At 76.9% G+C, this 15,134-nt stretch carries 15 protein-coding genes and 2 pseudogenes; 5 read left to right on the forward strand and 12 right to left on the reverse strand.

Going from position 1 to position 15,134, the window contains the following annotated elements:
- Positions 1-54 precede the first annotated feature (54 nt).
- Positions 55-1,992, reverse strand: a complete 1,938-nt coding sequence (gene menD, locus OKX07_RS14685; protein WP_265628800.1) for a 2-succinyl-5-enolpyruvyl-6-hydroxy-3-cyclohexene-1-carboxylic-acid synthase — start codon at positions 1,990-1,992, stop codon at positions 55-57.
- A gap of 23 nt (positions 1,993-2,015) precedes the next feature.
- Positions 2,016-2,972 (reverse strand): o-succinylbenzoate synthase, encoded by a 957-nt coding sequence (locus OKX07_RS14690; RefSeq protein ID WP_265628801.1) that lies wholly within the window; start codon positions 2,970-2,972, stop codon positions 2,016-2,018.
- Positions 2,973-3,102: 130 nt separating this feature from the next.
- Here OKX07_RS14690 and OKX07_RS14695 point away from each other — a divergent pair, with 130 nt between their 5' ends.
- Positions 3,103-4,086 (forward strand): 1,4-dihydroxy-2-naphthoyl-CoA synthase, encoded by a 984-nt coding sequence (locus OKX07_RS14695; protein WP_265628802.1) that lies wholly within the window; start codon positions 3,103-3,105, stop codon positions 4,084-4,086.
- A gap of 32 nt (positions 4,087-4,118) precedes the next feature.
- Here OKX07_RS14695 and OKX07_RS14700 read toward each other — a convergent pair whose 3' ends face one another.
- The 3 genes from OKX07_RS14700 to OKX07_RS14710 form a co-directional block, all read right to left on the reverse strand.
- Positions 4,119-4,307, reverse strand: a complete 189-nt coding sequence (locus OKX07_RS14700; RefSeq protein WP_265628803.1) for a hypothetical protein — start codon at positions 4,305-4,307, stop codon at positions 4,119-4,121.
- Positions 4,308-4,464: 157 nt separating this feature from the next.
- Positions 4,465-5,304, reverse strand: coding sequence for a DUF3048 domain-containing protein (locus OKX07_RS14705; protein ID WP_265628804.1), 840 nt, complete (start codon positions 5,302-5,304; stop codon positions 4,465-4,467).
- Complete coding sequence (locus OKX07_RS14710; RefSeq protein ID WP_265628805.1) at positions 5,301-5,489, reverse strand: hypothetical protein; 189 nt, start codon at positions 5,487-5,489, stop codon at positions 5,301-5,303. The genes OKX07_RS14705 and OKX07_RS14710 overlap by 4 nt, the downstream gene beginning before the upstream one ends.
- Positions 5,490-5,772: 283 nt before the next feature.
- Between OKX07_RS14710 and menE the strand changes: the two genes are divergently transcribed.
- Together menE and OKX07_RS14720 are read left to right on the forward strand one after the other, a co-directional pair.
- The gene (gene menE / locus OKX07_RS14715) at positions 5,773-6,930 is read left to right on the forward strand and encodes an o-succinylbenzoate--CoA ligase (RefSeq protein ID WP_265628806.1); all 1,158 of its coding nucleotides are present in this window, start codon (positions 5,773-5,775) and stop codon (positions 6,928-6,930) included.
- Positions 6,931-6,959: 29 nt separating this feature from the next.
- Positions 6,960-7,829 (forward strand): 1,4-dihydroxy-2-naphthoate polyprenyltransferase, encoded by an 870-nt coding sequence (locus tag OKX07_RS14720; protein ID WP_265628807.1) that lies wholly within the window; start codon positions 6,960-6,962, stop codon positions 7,827-7,829.
- A gap of 89 nt (positions 7,830-7,918) precedes the next feature.
- Here OKX07_RS14720 and OKX07_RS14725 read toward each other — a convergent pair whose 3' ends face one another.
- Positions 7,919-8,212: a DUF4229 domain-containing protein gene (locus OKX07_RS14725; protein WP_265628808.1), complete on the reverse strand. Its 294-nt coding sequence runs from the start codon at positions 8,210-8,212 to the stop codon at positions 7,919-7,921.
- An 85-nt stretch (positions 8,213-8,297) separates the two neighbouring features.
- Between OKX07_RS14725 and OKX07_RS14730 the strand changes: the two are divergent.
- Positions 8,298-8,678: pseudogene (locus OKX07_RS14730) on the forward strand (PLD nuclease N-terminal domain-containing protein); the annotation flags it as partial.
- A 53-nt stretch (positions 8,679-8,731) separates the two neighbouring features.
- Here OKX07_RS14730 and ccsB read toward each other — a convergent pair.
- From ccsB to OKX07_RS14760, 6 genes and pseudogenes are all read right to left on the reverse strand, one after another.
- Positions 8,732-9,757, reverse strand: coding sequence for a c-type cytochrome biogenesis protein CcsB (gene ccsB, locus OKX07_RS14735; protein WP_265628809.1), 1,026 nt, complete (start codon positions 9,755-9,757; stop codon positions 8,732-8,734).
- Positions 9,754-11,499: a cytochrome c biogenesis protein ResB gene (resB, locus tag OKX07_RS14740; protein ID WP_265628810.1), complete on the reverse strand. Its 1,746-nt coding sequence runs from the start codon at positions 11,497-11,499 to the stop codon at positions 9,754-9,756. The genes ccsB and resB overlap by 4 nt, the downstream gene beginning before the upstream one ends.
- Positions 11,496-12,431, reverse strand: a complete 936-nt coding sequence (locus tag OKX07_RS14745; protein ID WP_265628811.1) for a cytochrome c biogenesis CcdA family protein — start codon at positions 12,429-12,431, stop codon at positions 11,496-11,498. Before OKX07_RS14745 ends, resB begins: the two co-directional genes overlap by 4 nt.
- A complete protein-coding gene (locus OKX07_RS14750) occupies positions 12,428-13,210 on the reverse strand; it encodes a TlpA disulfide reductase family protein (RefSeq protein ID WP_322746788.1) in 783 nt (260 codons plus the stop codon). The genes OKX07_RS14745 and OKX07_RS14750 overlap by 4 nt, the downstream gene beginning before the upstream one ends.
- A pseudogene (locus OKX07_RS14755) lies at positions 13,146-13,801 on the reverse strand (histidine phosphatase family protein). Before OKX07_RS14755 ends, OKX07_RS14750 begins: the two are co-directional and overlap by 65 nt.
- 57 nt (positions 13,802-13,858) lie before the next feature.
- A complete protein-coding gene (locus OKX07_RS14760) occupies positions 13,859-14,455 on the reverse strand; it encodes a MarR family winged helix-turn-helix transcriptional regulator (protein WP_416220792.1) in 597 nt (198 codons plus the stop codon).
- Positions 14,456-14,567: 112 nt separating this feature from the next.
- Between OKX07_RS14760 and OKX07_RS14765 the strand changes: the two genes are divergently transcribed.
- The gene (locus OKX07_RS14765) at positions 14,568-15,113 is read left to right on the forward strand and encodes a YceI family protein (protein WP_265628812.1); all 546 of its coding nucleotides are present in this window, start codon (positions 14,568-14,570) and stop codon (positions 15,111-15,113) included.
- The last annotated feature ends 21 nt before the right edge of the window (positions 15,114-15,134 follow it).

Raw genomic sequence — 15,134 nt, forward strand, 5'->3', positions numbered from 1 at the left:
CTGCCACCTGGACGTTTGCTGTGAGATCCCGCGGACGACCCCGCGCGACCGAGGTCAGGCCAGCGGCGACAGGGCCTTGTCGACGGCGGCGGCGACCTCGGCCTGGAGGCGCTCGACGAGCGACCGTCGGTGCGTGCGGTCCACCCGCACCTCGACGACGCTCGTCCCGGTGCCCGGCGCCGCGAGGGCGGGCAGCAGCCCCTCGGTGTCCACGACGCGCGTGTGCCGCACCCCGTACCCCGCGCACAGCGCCGCGACGTCCACGCCGTGCGGCGTCGCGAACACCCGCTCGAACACGTCGGCCCGGTCCGGCTCACCGGGCTCGAGCGTCGTGAACACCGAGCCGCCGTCGTCGTTCGCGACCACGATCTGCAGGTCCACGGTCGGCTCCGCGGGCCCACGCAGCAGCCCTCCGACGTCGTGCAGGAACGTCAGGTCGCCCAGGTAGGCGCGCACCCGGCGGTGCGGCAGGGCGAGCGCGACTCCGGTGGCCGTGGCGATCGTGCCGTCGATCCCGGCCAGCCCGCGGTTGGCGAGCACGAGGGGCGCGAGGTCCCAGCGCGCGACGAGGTCGAGGTCCCGCACCGGGTTCGACGACCCCACGACGAGCACGTCGTCCGGTGCGCTCGCCCGTGCCACGGCGCGCGCGAGCGCCCAGCCGCTGACCCGGGGGCCGCTGCGGGACCGGCGCGCGTCCTCCGGCGTGTCGAGCAGCCCCGCCAGGACGTCCTGCGCGGCCGCGTCCGCGGTGCGCCACGCGTCGAGCCAGCCCGCGGGCGCGCCGACGCGTCCCTGCCGCATGCGCGGCGGCACCTCGAGCAGCACCTGGGACGCGTTGCGCGCCGCGTCGGGCCAGTCCGTGCCGCGCGGCGCGACGACGAGCACCTCGACGTCCGGGCGGGCCAGCAGCTGCTGCACGGGCCGCGTGAGCGTCGGGCGCCCCAGCACGACGACGCGCCCGACCCGGCCGCCGAGGCGGTCGTCGGCGAGCAGCAGCCGGTAGGCCGCGACGGCGCTGGGTCCCTGCCGCGCCCCCGACGACGGCTCCGCGAGCAGCGGCCAGCCGTTGGCCTCGGCGAGCCGCGCCGCGCCGGGACCGGCGCCGTCGCCCGCCACGACGACGGTCGGGACGGCGCCGCGCGCCCGCCGCGAGGGGCGCGCGCGGTCGTCGGCGAGGTCGTCGGTCGCCTCGACCACGAGCGGCTGGGCGTCCGTGAGGGCCGCCGCCGGCTCGGCGGGCTGGGCGCGACCGGCGACGTGCGTGAGCCCCGCGACCGACGGCGCGGGCCAGGGCTCGTCGCCCGGCACGAGCGGCTCACGGAACGCGAGGTTGAGGTGCACCGGGCCGGGGTCGCCCGTGCGGGCGCCGGTCGCGGCGGCGAGCGCACGCGAGACCGTGCGGCGCAGGTCGCGGTCCTCACCGGTCCGCCCCGTGGGGGCGGGCACGTCGACCGCGAGGCGGACCGAGGACGTGAACAGCTGGGCCTGCTCCGTCGTCTGGTTGGCGCCCGTGCCGCGCAGCTCGTGCGGGCGGTCGGCCGTGAGGAGCACGAGGGGCAGGCCCGCGTGGTGCGCCTCGAGGACCGCCGGGTGCAGGTTCGCGACCGCCGTCCCCGACGTCGTCACGACGGCGACCGGCCGGGCAGGGCCGGGGCCGCGCGCGCCCGCGTGCGCGGACGCCTTCGCCAGCCCGAGGGCGAGGAACCCGGCGTCGCGCTCGTCGACGCGGACGTGCAGGCGCAGCGCGGGGGCGCCGGCGGGACGCTCGTCGTCGGGGCGGGCCGCGTCGGCGAACGCGTACGCCAGCGGGGCGCTGCGCGAGCCGGGCGCGAGCACGACGTCGCGCACCCCGAGCGACGCGAGCGCCTGCACGAGGACCCGAGCCGCGGCGACGGCCGGCACCGGCTCGCCGGACGCGCCGGCCGGCGCGAGGGGCCCGGAGGTGCGCCGGCGGCGGCGCGGCGCAGGCGGGTCCTCGGGGACGGGGGTCACGTCGCCATCATGCCCGAGCGCCATCATGCCCGAGCGCGCACGGCGGCGAGGCGCGCGCCCCAGCGTGCGGCGAGCGCCGGCTCGGCTGCCGCGGCCGCCAGCAGGTCCGCCGTCGGCAGCGGCCGCCGCACCTCGATCCGGCCGTCGCGCGGCAGCAGGGGGTCGGCCACGAGGTCCTGCGCGAGCAGCGCCGCCGTGGCCAGGCCGCACGCGTACGGCAGCTCGGGCAGGGCGGCGGCCAGCGCGAGCCCGGCGGCGAGCCCGACGGACGACTCGAGCGCGGACGACACCACCACCGGCAGCCCGACCTGCTCGGCGAGCCGCAGGCACGCGCGCACGCCGCCGAGCGGCTGCACCTTGAGCACGACGACGTCGGCGGCGTGCTGCCGCACGACCGCGAGCGGGTCGTCGCCGAGGCGGATCGCCTCGTCGGCGGCGATCGGCACGCGCGTGCGGCGGCGCAGCGCGGCGAGCGCCTCGACGCCCGGCACGGGCTGCTCGGCGTACTCGAGCCCGCCCGCGGCGTGGTCGAGGGCGTCCAGGCGCGTCGCCGCGGTGTCGACGTCCCAGGCGGCGTTCGCGTCCACCCGGATCGCGCCGTCGGGGCCGAGGGCGTCGCGCACCGCCTCGAGCCGGGCCTCGTCGGCGCCCGCGGGCTGCCCGGGCTCCGCGACCTTGACCTTGGCGGTGCGGCAGCCACCGGAGCCCGTGACGATGCGGTGCGCGTGCTCGGGGTCGACGGCCGGGACGGTCACGTTGACGGGCACGTGCGTGCGCACGGCGGGGGGCCAGCCCTCGTCGGCGGCCTCGCGCGCCGCGCGCCACCAGCGCGCCGCTGTCGCGTCGTCGTAGTCCCAGAAGGGGCTGAACTCGCCCCACCCGGCGTCGCCGCGCACGAGCACGCCGTCGCGGCGCGTCAGCCCGCGGAACCGGGTGCGCAGCGGCACGTCCCACACGACGAGACCCGGCAGCGCACCCACCCCCCCAGGCTAAGCCGCCGCCCCCACCCCTCCGCCCCCACCCCGGCGACCGGAACCCGGGTCACCGCAACGGCCGCCGGACGGTGACCCCGGTTCCGGTCGGCGGGGGGCGGGCGCCTACCCTGGGGCGGTGAGTGAGAGCGGCACGTCTGCCCCCCTGCCCGCGCGCGTCTCGGAGACGTTCGACCCGACCCGGTGGCGCGACGTCGCGGGGTTCGAGCACCTCACGGACGTCACCTACCACCGGGGGCGGGCGCGGCCCACGGCCGAGCAGGCCGCCGCGGGTGCGGTCGAGCGCGACCTGCCCGTGGTCCGGGTCGCGTTCCACCGTCCCGAGGTCCGCAACGCGTTCCGGCCGGGCACGGTCGACGAGCTGTACGCCGTGCTCGACCACGCCCGCACGACGTCCGACGTGGGCACGGTGCTGCTCACCGGCAACGGGCCGTCCCCCAAGGACGGCGGGTGGGCGTTCTGCTCCGGCGGCGACCAGCGCATCCGCGGCCGTGACGGCTACCGGTACGCCGACGGTGACACGGCCGACGCCGTCGACCCGGCGCGCGCGGGCCGGCTGCACATCCTCGAGGTGCAGCGGCTGATGCGGACGATGCCGAAGGTCGTCGTCGCGCTCGTCAACGGGTGGGCGGCCGGCGGCGGGCACTCGCTGCACGTCGTCGCGGACCTGACGATCGCCAGCCGCGAGCATGCGCGCTTCAAGCAGACCGACGCGAACGTCGGGTCGTTCGACGGCGGGTACGGCTCGGCGCTGCTGGCGCGGCAGGTGGGGCAGAAGCGGGCGCGGGAGATCTTCTTCCTGGCGCGGGAGTACTCGGCGGACGACGCCCACGCGTGGGGTGCCGTGAACGACGTCGTCGACCACGCGGACCTCGAGGACGCCGGGCTCGAGTACGCGCGGATCATCGCGACCAAGTCCCCGCAGGCGGTGCGGATGCTGAAGTTCGCGTTCAACCTGGCCGACGACGGGCTGGCCGGGCAGCAGGTCTTCGCGGGCGAGGCGACGCGCCTGGCGTACATGACGGACGAGGCCGTCGAGGGGCGCGACGCGTTCCTGCAGCGGCGCGACCCGGACTGGTCCGGGTTCCCGTACGCCTACTGACCGACGAGGTCAGGGGTCGCCGGGGCTCGACGTCAGGCGGCTCCCGCCCACGACGCGAGGTCGACGACGGTGGCGAGCATCGCCCCGCCGCCGACGAGCAGCGCGACGAGGACGATGCCGGCGAGCACGACGGCGACCGCCGAGCGGACCGAGTGGTCCTCGGGGCCGCGCGCCGGGCGGGCGGGACGGACGGTGACGGGGAACGACGTGTGAGCGGCCATGGCTCCAGCGTGGTCCGCACCGGCACCCCGCCGCGTCGCCCTGCGGGCCCGGCGTGCGCACCGCGCCGTCCACCCCGCGACGGCCCCTCGTACGTCGCCAGGACGACGGCGCGGCGTCCGACGTCCTCCCGGGGTATCGACCCGGACGGACGCGCGATCAGGACGTGGTCAGCGACCCGCTGCCCGCGGGCACGAGCTCGACCCAGGTGTTGCCCGGTGCGAGCGTCGCCTCGGACCCGTCGGCCAGGAACAGCCGCATCGGCTGGTCCTGCGCGTCCTTCTGCCAGCGCGCGGCGACGACCTTGCCGCCGGTCGCCACGACGGCGTCCCCGGACCCGACGAGCTCGTACGTCGGGACAGCCGCGCCGCCCTGCGCACCGAACCCGGTGGCCGGGTGACCCGCGGTGATCGAGACGACGTTGACGGCCGAGAGCCGCGCACCGCTCGCACCCGTGGCCGGCGACCCGCCCTCCGAGCGCAGCCACGTGCCGCTGCCCGCGTCCCAGCTCCACACCGGGTTCGACTGGCCCGACAGGCGGAAGTCCAGCGTGCCGGCCGGGGCACCCGCGACGACGGCGGCCGCGCGGTCCGCGGACCGCGCGAACGCGAACTGCTCGCCCGGTGCCGTCCGGCCCGCCTCGGCGATCCCCCACCACTCGCGCAGCGAGCCGTAGACGTTGTGCGGCGCGGACCGGCCGCGGACGCGGTACAGCCCCGGTGCGCCGGCGTCGTGCGAGACCATCTGGACCCCGGAGGCGGTGACGAGGTCGAGGATGCCCGGCTGGCCGCCGGAGAACGCGAGGAGCCCGCCCAGGGGCGCCACGATCAGGGGGTCCATCGGACGGACCGACCGGATCGGCCCGACCTCCTCGGGAGCCTGGGAGTGGAACACGGCCACGAACCGGGAGACCTCGAACTCGACGATGGTCTCCCAGACCACGTCCGCCTGCTCCAGGCCGGACTGCGGGCGGGCCGACGACGTGTTCTCGATCTTCACCGCGATCGCCGGGCGCGGGTCGGGGCGCCTGCGACACCCGTCAGCGGCCACGTCGGAGGCACCTCGGGGACGGGGACGGCCTGCTTGTCGACGGCGACGTCCGCACGGGACGTCACCGTCGGCCCGGGCTGCACCGTCGCGGGCGATCCGCACGCGGCGAGCGCGAGCAGCGCACCGACCGCCACCAGCCCACCGGACCGGTCACGCCACCTGCGCGTCGCACCCCTGCCTGCCGACCTCGCTGCCATCCGTCTCTCTCCGTCCCCCGCCGCGGCGGCGATCTCGCACTCGCGCGTCGGCGGGCGCCCCTGGGGCACCCGCCCGGGCGCGCCGGACCGCGCGCCACTCTACGGGTCGCGGCCCCACCTCCGGTTGCGCCACCCCGGGGGACGTGCTTGCACCGCCGGGGCGCGCCCTGGCGGCTCGCCTCCCGGCGCGCACGCCGCACGGACGACCTACGCTGTGCGGGTGGACCGGCCGCTGCGCGACGTGCCCGCGCAGGCGCGGGACCTCGTCACCGCGCTGGTCGCGGCGCTGGACGGCACCGGCCCGGCGGTGCGGGCCCTCGACGAGCCCGTCCCCGGGCCGGCGTCCCGCGTGCCCGCGGACGTCGCGGTGGTGGTGCGGACGTCCGGGTCGACCGGTCACCCGCGGGACGTGATGCTGTCCGCGGCGGCGTTGCGCGCCTCCGCCGACGCGACCGCGGCCCGGCTCGCGGGCCCGGGCTCGTGGCTGCTGGCGCTGCCCGTGCACCACGTCGCGGGTCTCCAGGTCCTCCTGCGGGCGCTGCTGGCCGGTCGGGAGCCGACGACGCTGCCCGCGGGTCCGTTCCGCGCCCCCGTCTTCACGGGCGCCGCGCTCGCCGCGACCGACGGGCCCGGTCCGCACTACACCTCGCTCGTGCCGACGCAGGTGGTGCGCGTGCTCGACGACCCGGACGCGACCGCCGCGGCCCTCGCGTTCGACGCGATCCTCGTGGGCGGTGCCGCCTGCCCCCCGCCGCTGCTCGCCCGCGCCCGCGCCGCGGGGCTGCGCCTCGTCACCACCTACGGCATGACGGAGACCTGCGGCGGCTGCGTGTACGACGGGCGCCCGCTGGACGGTGTCGAGGTGGCCGTCGACGCGGAGCACCGCATCGCGCTCACCGGCCCCACGCTCGCGACCGGCTACCTGCACCGGCCCGACCTCGACGCGACGACGTTCGTCACGACGGGCGGTCGGCGCTGGCTGCGCACCGCCGACCGCGGCCGCCTCGACGACGGCCTGCTGCACGTCCTCGGCCGGCTCGACGACGTGCTCGTGTCGGGCGGCGTGAAGGTCGACCCGCTGGCGGTCGAGGAGGTCGTCGCGGGCTTCGCGGACGTGCGCGAGGTGTGCGTCGTCGGTGTGCCGGACCAGCACTGGGGGCAGTCCGTGGTGGCGGTCGTCGTGACGCGGGACGGTGCGGTGCCGCCGCTGACGGCGCTGCGCACGGCCGTCGCGTCGGCCCTCGGGCCGGCCAGCGCACCACGGCAGGTCGTCGTCGTCGACGAGCTGCCGATGCGGGGCCCCGGCAAGCCGGACCGCCGGGCCGTCGCGCGGCTCGCCACGCAGCGCATGACGTCGCCCCCGCCGACCGCCCCTTGAACGACCACACCCCCACCGACAGGAGCACGATGGCCACCGCCACCGACTGGGTCGCCGGTGCGCGACCCCGCACCCTGCCCGCCGCAGTCGCGCCCGTGCTCGTCGGGACGGGCGCCGCGGCGCAGGCCGGTGACGCGCACGTGGGGCGGGCGCTGCTGGCGGCGGGCGTCGCGCTCGCGCTGCAGGTGGCCGTCAACTTCGCCAACGACTACTCCGACGGCGTGCGGGGGACGGACGTCGACCGGGTCGGGCCGATGCGGCTCACGGCCTCGGGCGCCGCCCCGCCGCGGCAGGTCCGGGGGGCCGCGTTCGCCGCGTTCGCCGTGGCCGGCGTGCTCGGGCTGTGGCTCGTCGCGCTGTCCGGGTCGTGGTGGCTGCTGGCCGTGGGCGCGCTGGCCGTGGTCGCCGCGTGGACGTACACGGGCGGACGTCGTCCCTACGGGTACCTGGGACTCGGCGAGGTCGGCGTGTTCCTGTTCTTCGGCCTCGTCGCGGTGCTCGGCACCACGTACACGCAGGTCGCAGGGGTGACGTGGCCGTCGGTGGTCGGCGCCGTCGCGATCGGGATGCTCGCGTGCGCGCTGCTCATGGCCAACAACCTGCGCGACGTGCCGACGGACGTGCTGGTCGGCAAGCGGACCCTCGCGGTGCGCCTCGGTGAGCACCGCGCGCGCCGCGTGTACGCCGTGACGGTCGTCGCCCCCGTGCTGCTCGGGGCGGTGTGCGCGATCGTCGCACCGTGGTCGCTGCTCGTGCTGCTGCTGCTCGCCCCCGCCGTGGTGCTGGCCGTCGCGGTGCTCGCCGGGGCGCGCGGCATCGCGCTGGTCCCCGTGCTCGGCGGGACGGGTCTGCTCGAGCTGGCGTTCGGCGTGCTGCTGGGGCTCGGCCTGGCCCTGTGACGCCGCCGGCCCGCGAGCCGGGCGCACGTGCTCGTGGTGCCCGATGAGCGACCTGAGCCCGGCCTCGCAGCGTCCGGGTCGTCCAGGGGCTACGCGTCGCTGTCGTGCGGCGAGGGCGAGCGGTGGATCTCGGCGTCCTCTGCGTCCGCGTCCGCGCGGGCACGCGCCCCCAGGCCCGCGCCGGCGCGGCGTCGCTCGGCGCGCGTCGCGAGGTGCAGCGCGGCGGCGTCGCGCTGCCGGGTGAGCAGGACGTACGACAGCGCGAAGGCGAGCAGGGCGCCCAGCACGGGGGCGAGCCACGACCGCATCCCGGCCCACCACAGGACGCCGGTCACGGCGAGGAAGAGGGCGAGGCGCAGCACGGAGTAGACGACGACAGGCACGTGACCAGGATAGGCGGGGCGCGCGCGTCTAAGGTGGACGAGTGCTCAGGTACCTGCCCTCGTCGCCGTCGTCGCGTTCACGGTCTACTGCGCGTTCGACGTGCTGGGGAGCGATGCGCACCGGCGGCGCGGCCTGCCCGCCGTCGCGTGGCTCCTGATCGTGCTGGTCCCCGTCCTCGGGGGCGTGGCCTGGCTCGTCGCCGGCCGCGGCGCCTCGCCGGCGGGCGGACCGGGTCCGCGTCGCAGCGGACCGGTCGCCCCCGACGACGACCCGGAGTTCCTGTTCCGCCTGGAGCAGGAGCAGCGCCGCCGCGAGAAGACAGCCGGCCCCGCGCCGACCGGGCAGCAGTCCGGTGAGCAGGACGTGCGTGAGCAGGGCGGGCCTCCGCAGGACGACCGCCCGCAGGACGGGCGCACCGACGACCGAGGAGCCACGGGCAGCGCCGACGGCGCACCGTCGACCTGACCGGCGCCTGTCGACCTGACCGGAGCCTGTCGACCTGGCCGGAGCCTGCGGGCTCAGAGCCCCGAGTACGAGTGCTTGCCGTCGATGAACAGGTTGACGACCGTGAAGTTGGCGATCACGGCCGCGTAGCCGACGAAGGCGATGAACGCCGCCCGGCGCCCGGCCCAGCCGCGCGTGGTGCGGGCGTGCAGGTACGCGGCGTAGACGACCCAGGCGACGAACGTGCCGACCTCCTTGGGGTCCCAGCCCCAGTACCGGCCCCAGGCCTCCTCGGCCCAGATCGCGCCGCCGATGAGCGTGAACGTCCACAGCACGAAGCCGACCGCGTGCAGCCGGAACGACATCGCCTCGAGGCGGCGCGCGTCGGGGACCTGCTCGAGCCACGCGAACGCGGGACCCGTGACGCGCACGCCGCGGAACGCCTGGCGGACGCCGTCGAGCCGGCTCCACGGCTGCGCCAGGCGTGACCGTCCCGCCGCGCGGCCGTCCCGCAGGACCTGCAGCACGGCCGTCGCGAACGCGACGGTGAAGATGCCGGTCGCGATGATCGCGACGCCGACGTGGATGACGAGCCAGTACCGCTGCAGCGCGGGCTGCACGGCGTCGGCCTGCACGTGCAGCGTGTTCAGCGCGAGCACGAGCGCGAGGACGGCGATGCCCGTCACGACGACGCCGACGAACGCGATGGGCCGGCGGCGCTGCACGACGACCAGCGCGGTCGTGGCGCAGAACGTGCCGACGACCGTGAACTCGTACATGTTGGCGGTCGGCCAGCGCCCCGCGGCGATCCCGCGCAGCACGATCGCGACGAGCAGCAGGAGCGTGCCGAGCACGAGCGTCGAGCGCGCGATGCCCGCCGCGCGGCCCCGTGCCGGGGCGTCGGCCCGCGACGTCGTCGGTCCCGACGGCGCGGCGGGTGCGGACGCGCCGGCACCGACGGCGACGTGCGTGCGCGCCTCGCTCGCCGCGCGCGCCACGTCGGTGATGCGCGCGAGCTCGACGGCGTACGCGACCAGCGCGATCGTCAGCGCGGTCGCGGCCGACCACACGAACAGGTCGCTCAGCTCGGCGACGGTCATGTCCTGTCCTCCTGCGGGGGGTGGGGCCCGGGGGTGTCGTGCGACGGGCCGGGGGGCGCACCGAGCACGTCGGCGAGGACGCGGTCGAGCTCGGGCTGCAGGCCGACGTCGTCGCCGCGGGCGAGCCCGGCGGCCGTGATCACTGTAGCTCCGCCGGTGGTCCCGTCCTCGGCCGGGGCCGCCCGCAGCCACAGGCGCCGCCGCGGGGCGAACAGCGACGTCGTGAGGCCGCCGAGCGCGAGCAGCGCGAACGCCAGCACCCACGCCAGCGACGGGTCGTGCCGCAGGTCCAGCGCGACGAAGCGGGGCAGCTCGTCGAACGTCAGGGTGCCGAGCCCGTCGGGGAGGTCGACCGTCTCGCCCGGGCGGACGTACAGGGTCACGACGTCGCCCGCGTCGTCGACGGCCTGCTCCATGCGGGACTCGTCGAGGCGGAACGCGTTCTGCGGCACGCCGGTGTCCAGGCCGAGGTTGCCGCTCCACACGGACAGCACGAGCAGCGGGTCCGCCGGCTGCGGGTGCACCGAGCGCCACAGGCCTGCGACGGGCTCCTCGGCCGTGGGCAGCAGGAACCCGACGAGCCCGATCTGCGGCTGGTCGTCTGACACGTCGGGCACCTTGATGACACCGCGCGACGTGTAGACGTCGTCCTGCGGCAGGAACGGCACGGCGCCGGAGAACGCGACCTCGCCCGCGGCGTCGCGCACCGTCACGGCGGGTGCGTAGCCGTTGCCCTGCAGGTACACCTTGGCGCCGCCCGCGACGATCGGGTAGTTGACCTTCACGGTGCGCTCGTCCGGCTCGCCCCCGGGCTCGGTGACGGTCACGTACGCGGTGAAGTCGCGCGACTGCAGCGTCTCGGGGTCGAAGCGCGCCTCGAACTCGTCGAGGCGCATGGTGAACGGCACGAGGTCCGCGGGGTCGAAGGCGGACCCGCGCTCGAACGTGTCGTACGACGCCTGCACGTTGGCGAATCCCGTGCCCTGCACGACGATCGCCTGCCCGCGGTAGTGCAGCAGCTGCCCGGTCGCCACCGCGACGAGCAGGCCCACCAGCGCCAGGTGGAACACCAGGTTGCCCGTCTCGCGCAGGTAGCCGCGCTCGGCGGACGCCGACCACGTGCCGGCGCCCTCGTCGCGCACGTCGACGCGGTAGGCGGGGACGGCGAGCCGGCGGCGGCGCAGCACTGCCGCCGCACGCTCGACGACGTCCCGCGGCGCGTCGTCGGACGTGCCCGCGCCCTGCGCGGGGAACCGGCCGAACCGTCGGGGCGTGCGCGGCGGCCGACCGCGCACCGCCGCGAGGTGCACCCGCGTCCGGGGCAGGATGCACCCGACCAGCGACACGAACAGCAGCAGGTAGATCGCCGAGAACCAGACCGACGCGTAGACGTCGAAGAAGCCCAGCCGGTCGAGCCACGGCCCGGCGGTCGCGTGCTCCGTGAGGTACGCGGAGACCGCCGCAGGGTCCTGCGGGCGCTGCGGGAACATCGTGCCGGGCACGGCCGCGACGGCGAGCAGCACGAGCAGCAGGAGCGCGACGCGCATGCTCGTGAGCTGGCGCCACGCCCAGCGCAGCCACCCGACGACGCCCAGCGCGGGCAGCGACGGGTCGGTCCCGGACGGGGTGGCCCGGGTCCGGTCCGCGCCGTCGGGGCCGGGGCCGTCGGTGAACGCGTCGTCGAGGCCCTCGGGGCGGTACCCGGCGGTCGCGTCCGCGGGGCGTGCCGTGTCGTCGCTCACAGCGCGGGCACGAACGGGTCGCCGCCGGTCAGCACGCCCTGGAGCCAGGCCGCCCAGGTGCCCCACGCGCCGGTGAGCAGCGCGACTCCCAGCACCACGAGGACGGCACCGCCGGTGCGCTGCACCGCGCGGCGGTGCCGGCGCAGCCACGCCAGAGCGCGCTGCGAGCGCTGCAGGCCCAGGCCGACGAGCACGAACGGCAGGCCGAGGCCGACGCAGAACGCGACCGCGAGCAGGGCGCCGCGCCCGGCCGAGCCGCCCGTGAGGGACAGCGTGAGGATCGCGGCGAGCGTCGGGCCGATGCACGGCGTCCAGCCGAGGCCGAACGCGACGCCGAGCAGCGGCGCACCCCACACGCCCGCGCGCGGCGCAAGGCGCACCCGCCGCTCGCCCTGGAGGAACGGGACGGCGCCGAGGAACGCCAGGCCGAGCACGACCGTCAGGGCGCCGAGCACGCGGCTCACCGGGTCCTGCCACTGCCACAGCGCGGCCCCGAGGGTCCCGGCGAGCGCGCCGAACGCGACGAACACCGCGGAGAACCCGAGGACGAAGAGCGTGATCCCGAGCACGAGCGTGCGCCGGCCGGCGGGTGCGGGCAGCGGCACGGCGGCGCCGGGCGTCGGCAGGGCGACGGTGCCCGCACCCGGCACCGGGGCCGCAGCAGCGGGACGCGCCTCGGCGCCCGCCCGCGCGGGCGCGACACCGAAACGCACGACGTCGGTCGCGTCGACCAGGCCGAGCCGCGCACCCGGCCCCGGGCGCTCCTCCCCGACCAGGCCGCCGAGCAGCCCCAGGTAGCCGGGCACGAGCGGCAGGACGCACGGCGACGCGAACGACACGAGACCCGCGAGCAGCGCGACGGGCACGGCGAGCAGCAGCGAGCCGTCGGCGACGGTCGAACCGACGCCGAGCACGACCGCGCCTCCGGTCACCGGGCGGCGCCCCTGAGGGCCGCGCGAGCCGGCAGCGCGGTCGGGTCGGCGGCGGTCGGGTCGGCGGCGGTCGGGTCGGCGGCGGTCGGGTCGGCGGCGGACGGGTCGGGCCCCGACGCCTCCTCGGCGAGCAGCTCCTCGACCAGTGCGCGCAGCGTGGCCCCGTCGACGAGGCCGAGGACCCGCGCCGCGACCGTGCCGTCGCGGTCGAGCAGGATGGTCGTCGGCACCGCGTTCACGGGGACCACGCCCTGCAGGGACGCGATCGCCGACCCTCCGCGGTCGTCGAGCGAGGGGTAGGGCACCTCGAGCCGGCGCTGGAACGCCTGCGCGGCGCCGGCCGCGTCGCGGCTGTTGATGCCGAGCACGCGCAGGCCCTGGTCGGCGTACTCGGTCGCGACGGCCGCGAGGTCCGGGGCCTCGGCCCGGCACGGCGGGCACGCGGCGTACCAGGTGTTGAGCAGCACGACGTCGCCGCGCCACTGCGCCAGGTCGTGGGACGTGCCCTCGTAGTCGGTGCCGGTGATCTCGACCGGTCCGACCCGCTCGCCGGCGGGCCACGTGGTCGTCGACCCGTCACCCGACTGGTAGCCCTGGTCGACGACGTCCGGCGCGGCGCCGCTGCCGCCGTCGGCGGCGCACCCGGCGACCGCGAGCAGGAGGGTCGCCGCGGCCGCGAGGGCGGCGCGGCGACGTCGGGGCGCGGCGTGCACGTCAGGCCCCGGGGACCGGTGACGCGCCGGGGAGCAGCGCCGCGGCCGGCTCGCTGTAGCCGACACCGACGAGGGTGTCCCCTCGAACCGCAGGGTCGTCAGGGAGGCGAGCGCGCACTGCCGGCGGCGCGGGTCGTGCCACAGCCGGCGGTTCTCGAGCGCGAGGCGCGTGACCCAGATCGGCAGCTGGTGGCTGACGAGGACCGCCTCGTGGCCGCGCGCGGCGATGCGGGCCGACTCGACCGCGGCGAGCACCCGGTCGACCTGCTCGGCGTACGCCTCGCCCCACGACGGCCGGATCGGGTTGCGCAGGTGCGGCCAGTGCCCGGGGTGGCGCAGGGAGCCGTCGCCGACGCCGAACGTCATGCCCTGGAAGTGGTTGGCGGCCTCGATGATCCGGTCGTCCGTGCCGACCGCGAGCCCGAAGGCGGCGGCGATCGGTGCCGCCGTCTCCTGCGCCCGCTGCAGGGGGGACGCGGTCACGACCACCACGTCGCGCCGGGGCGCGTCGTGGTCGCCCGCGAGCGTGCCCGCGACGAGCTCGGCCATCTGCTGCCCGCGCTCGGACAGCCGGTAGCCGGGGAGCCTGCCGTAGAGCACGCCGTCGGGGTTGTGGACCTCACCGTGCCGCAGCAGGTGGACCGTGGTGGCGACCATGTGCACAGTGTCGCAAAGTCTCCTGGGTACCCCGGACCGCTGCGGCTCGGCGGCCGGTCACGGTCCGGCCGGACCGGCGTCGTCGCCCGCGGGCGGCGCGCACGCGGGGCCGCGCAGGTGGTCGACGACGACCTGCATGGCGACGCCCAGCGCGGCGAGCTGCTCGTCGTCGAGCACGTCGACGAGGTGGGCGCGCACCGAGGCGACGTGCCCGGGCGCCGCGGCGACCAGCACGCCCCACCCGCGCTCGGTCAGGACGCAGTTGACCCCGCGCGCGTCGTCCAGCGCGGGTTCGCGCCGCACGATGCCGTCGCGCTCCATGCGGGCCACGGTGTGCGTCAGGCGGCTGCGGGAGTGGGCGAGGTCGTCGGCCAGCTCCGACATGCGCAGCGTGCGTCCGGGCGACTCGGAGAGGCGGACCAGGACCTCGTACTCCCCCAGCGACATGCCGCTCGTGTCGTCGAGCTCACGTGCCAGGACGTCGAAGAGGAGCGCGGTGCCGTCGCGGAAGGCACGCCAGTGCTCCTGCTGCGTCGCGGAGAGCCAGCGCACCTCGGGCGGCGCATCGGGCGTACCGGCGCCGGGCGGGGCGGGCTGCGGGCCGGGGGCGGCGCCCGCGGTCGACCGCTCGGCGATCGGGCTGCGGCTCGGCACGTCGTCCTCCAGGGTGGGGGTTGCAATGACGTCCTCACTGTAGTAGAAAGATCAACAACAGATACTTGTCGAGTCAACGAATCCGTTCGGCCCCGAGCTGCAGAGGACCATCATGACCGCGCTTCCCACCGGCCTCACCACCGGCACCTGGACCATCGACCCGTCCCACACCGAGGCGTCGTTCACCGTCCGGCACGCCGGCATCTCCAAGGTCCGCGGCACCGTCGCGGTGACCTCCGGCGCCCTGACGATCGGCGAGGACCTCGAGACGTCGTCCGTCACCGTCACGCTGGACCCCTCCACCGTCACGACCGGTGACGCCGGCCGCGACGGCCACCTCCAGAGCGGCGAGTTCTTCGACGTCGAGCAGTTCGGCCAGTGGACCTTCGTCTCCACCGGCGTCCGGGAGTCCGGCTCCGCCCACGTCGTCCACGGCGACCTGACGATCCACGGCGTGACCCGCCCCGTCGAGCTCGAGACCGAGTTCAACGGCACCGCGGTCGACCCGTTCGGCAACACCCGCGCCGGCTTCGAGGCGACCGTCACCATCTCGCGCAAGGACTTCGGCCTGACGTGGAACGCCGCGCTCGAGGCCGGCGGCGTGCTCGTCGCCGACAAGGTGCGCATCGACCTCGACGTCTCGGCCATCAGGGCCTGAGCCGTCCCGCCGGCCGACGCC

Origin of the sequence: Cellulomonas sp. S1-8 (assembly GCF_026184235.1) — a bacterium.
Lineage (GTDB): Bacteria > Actinomycetota > Actinomycetes > Actinomycetales > Cellulomonadaceae > Cellulomonas.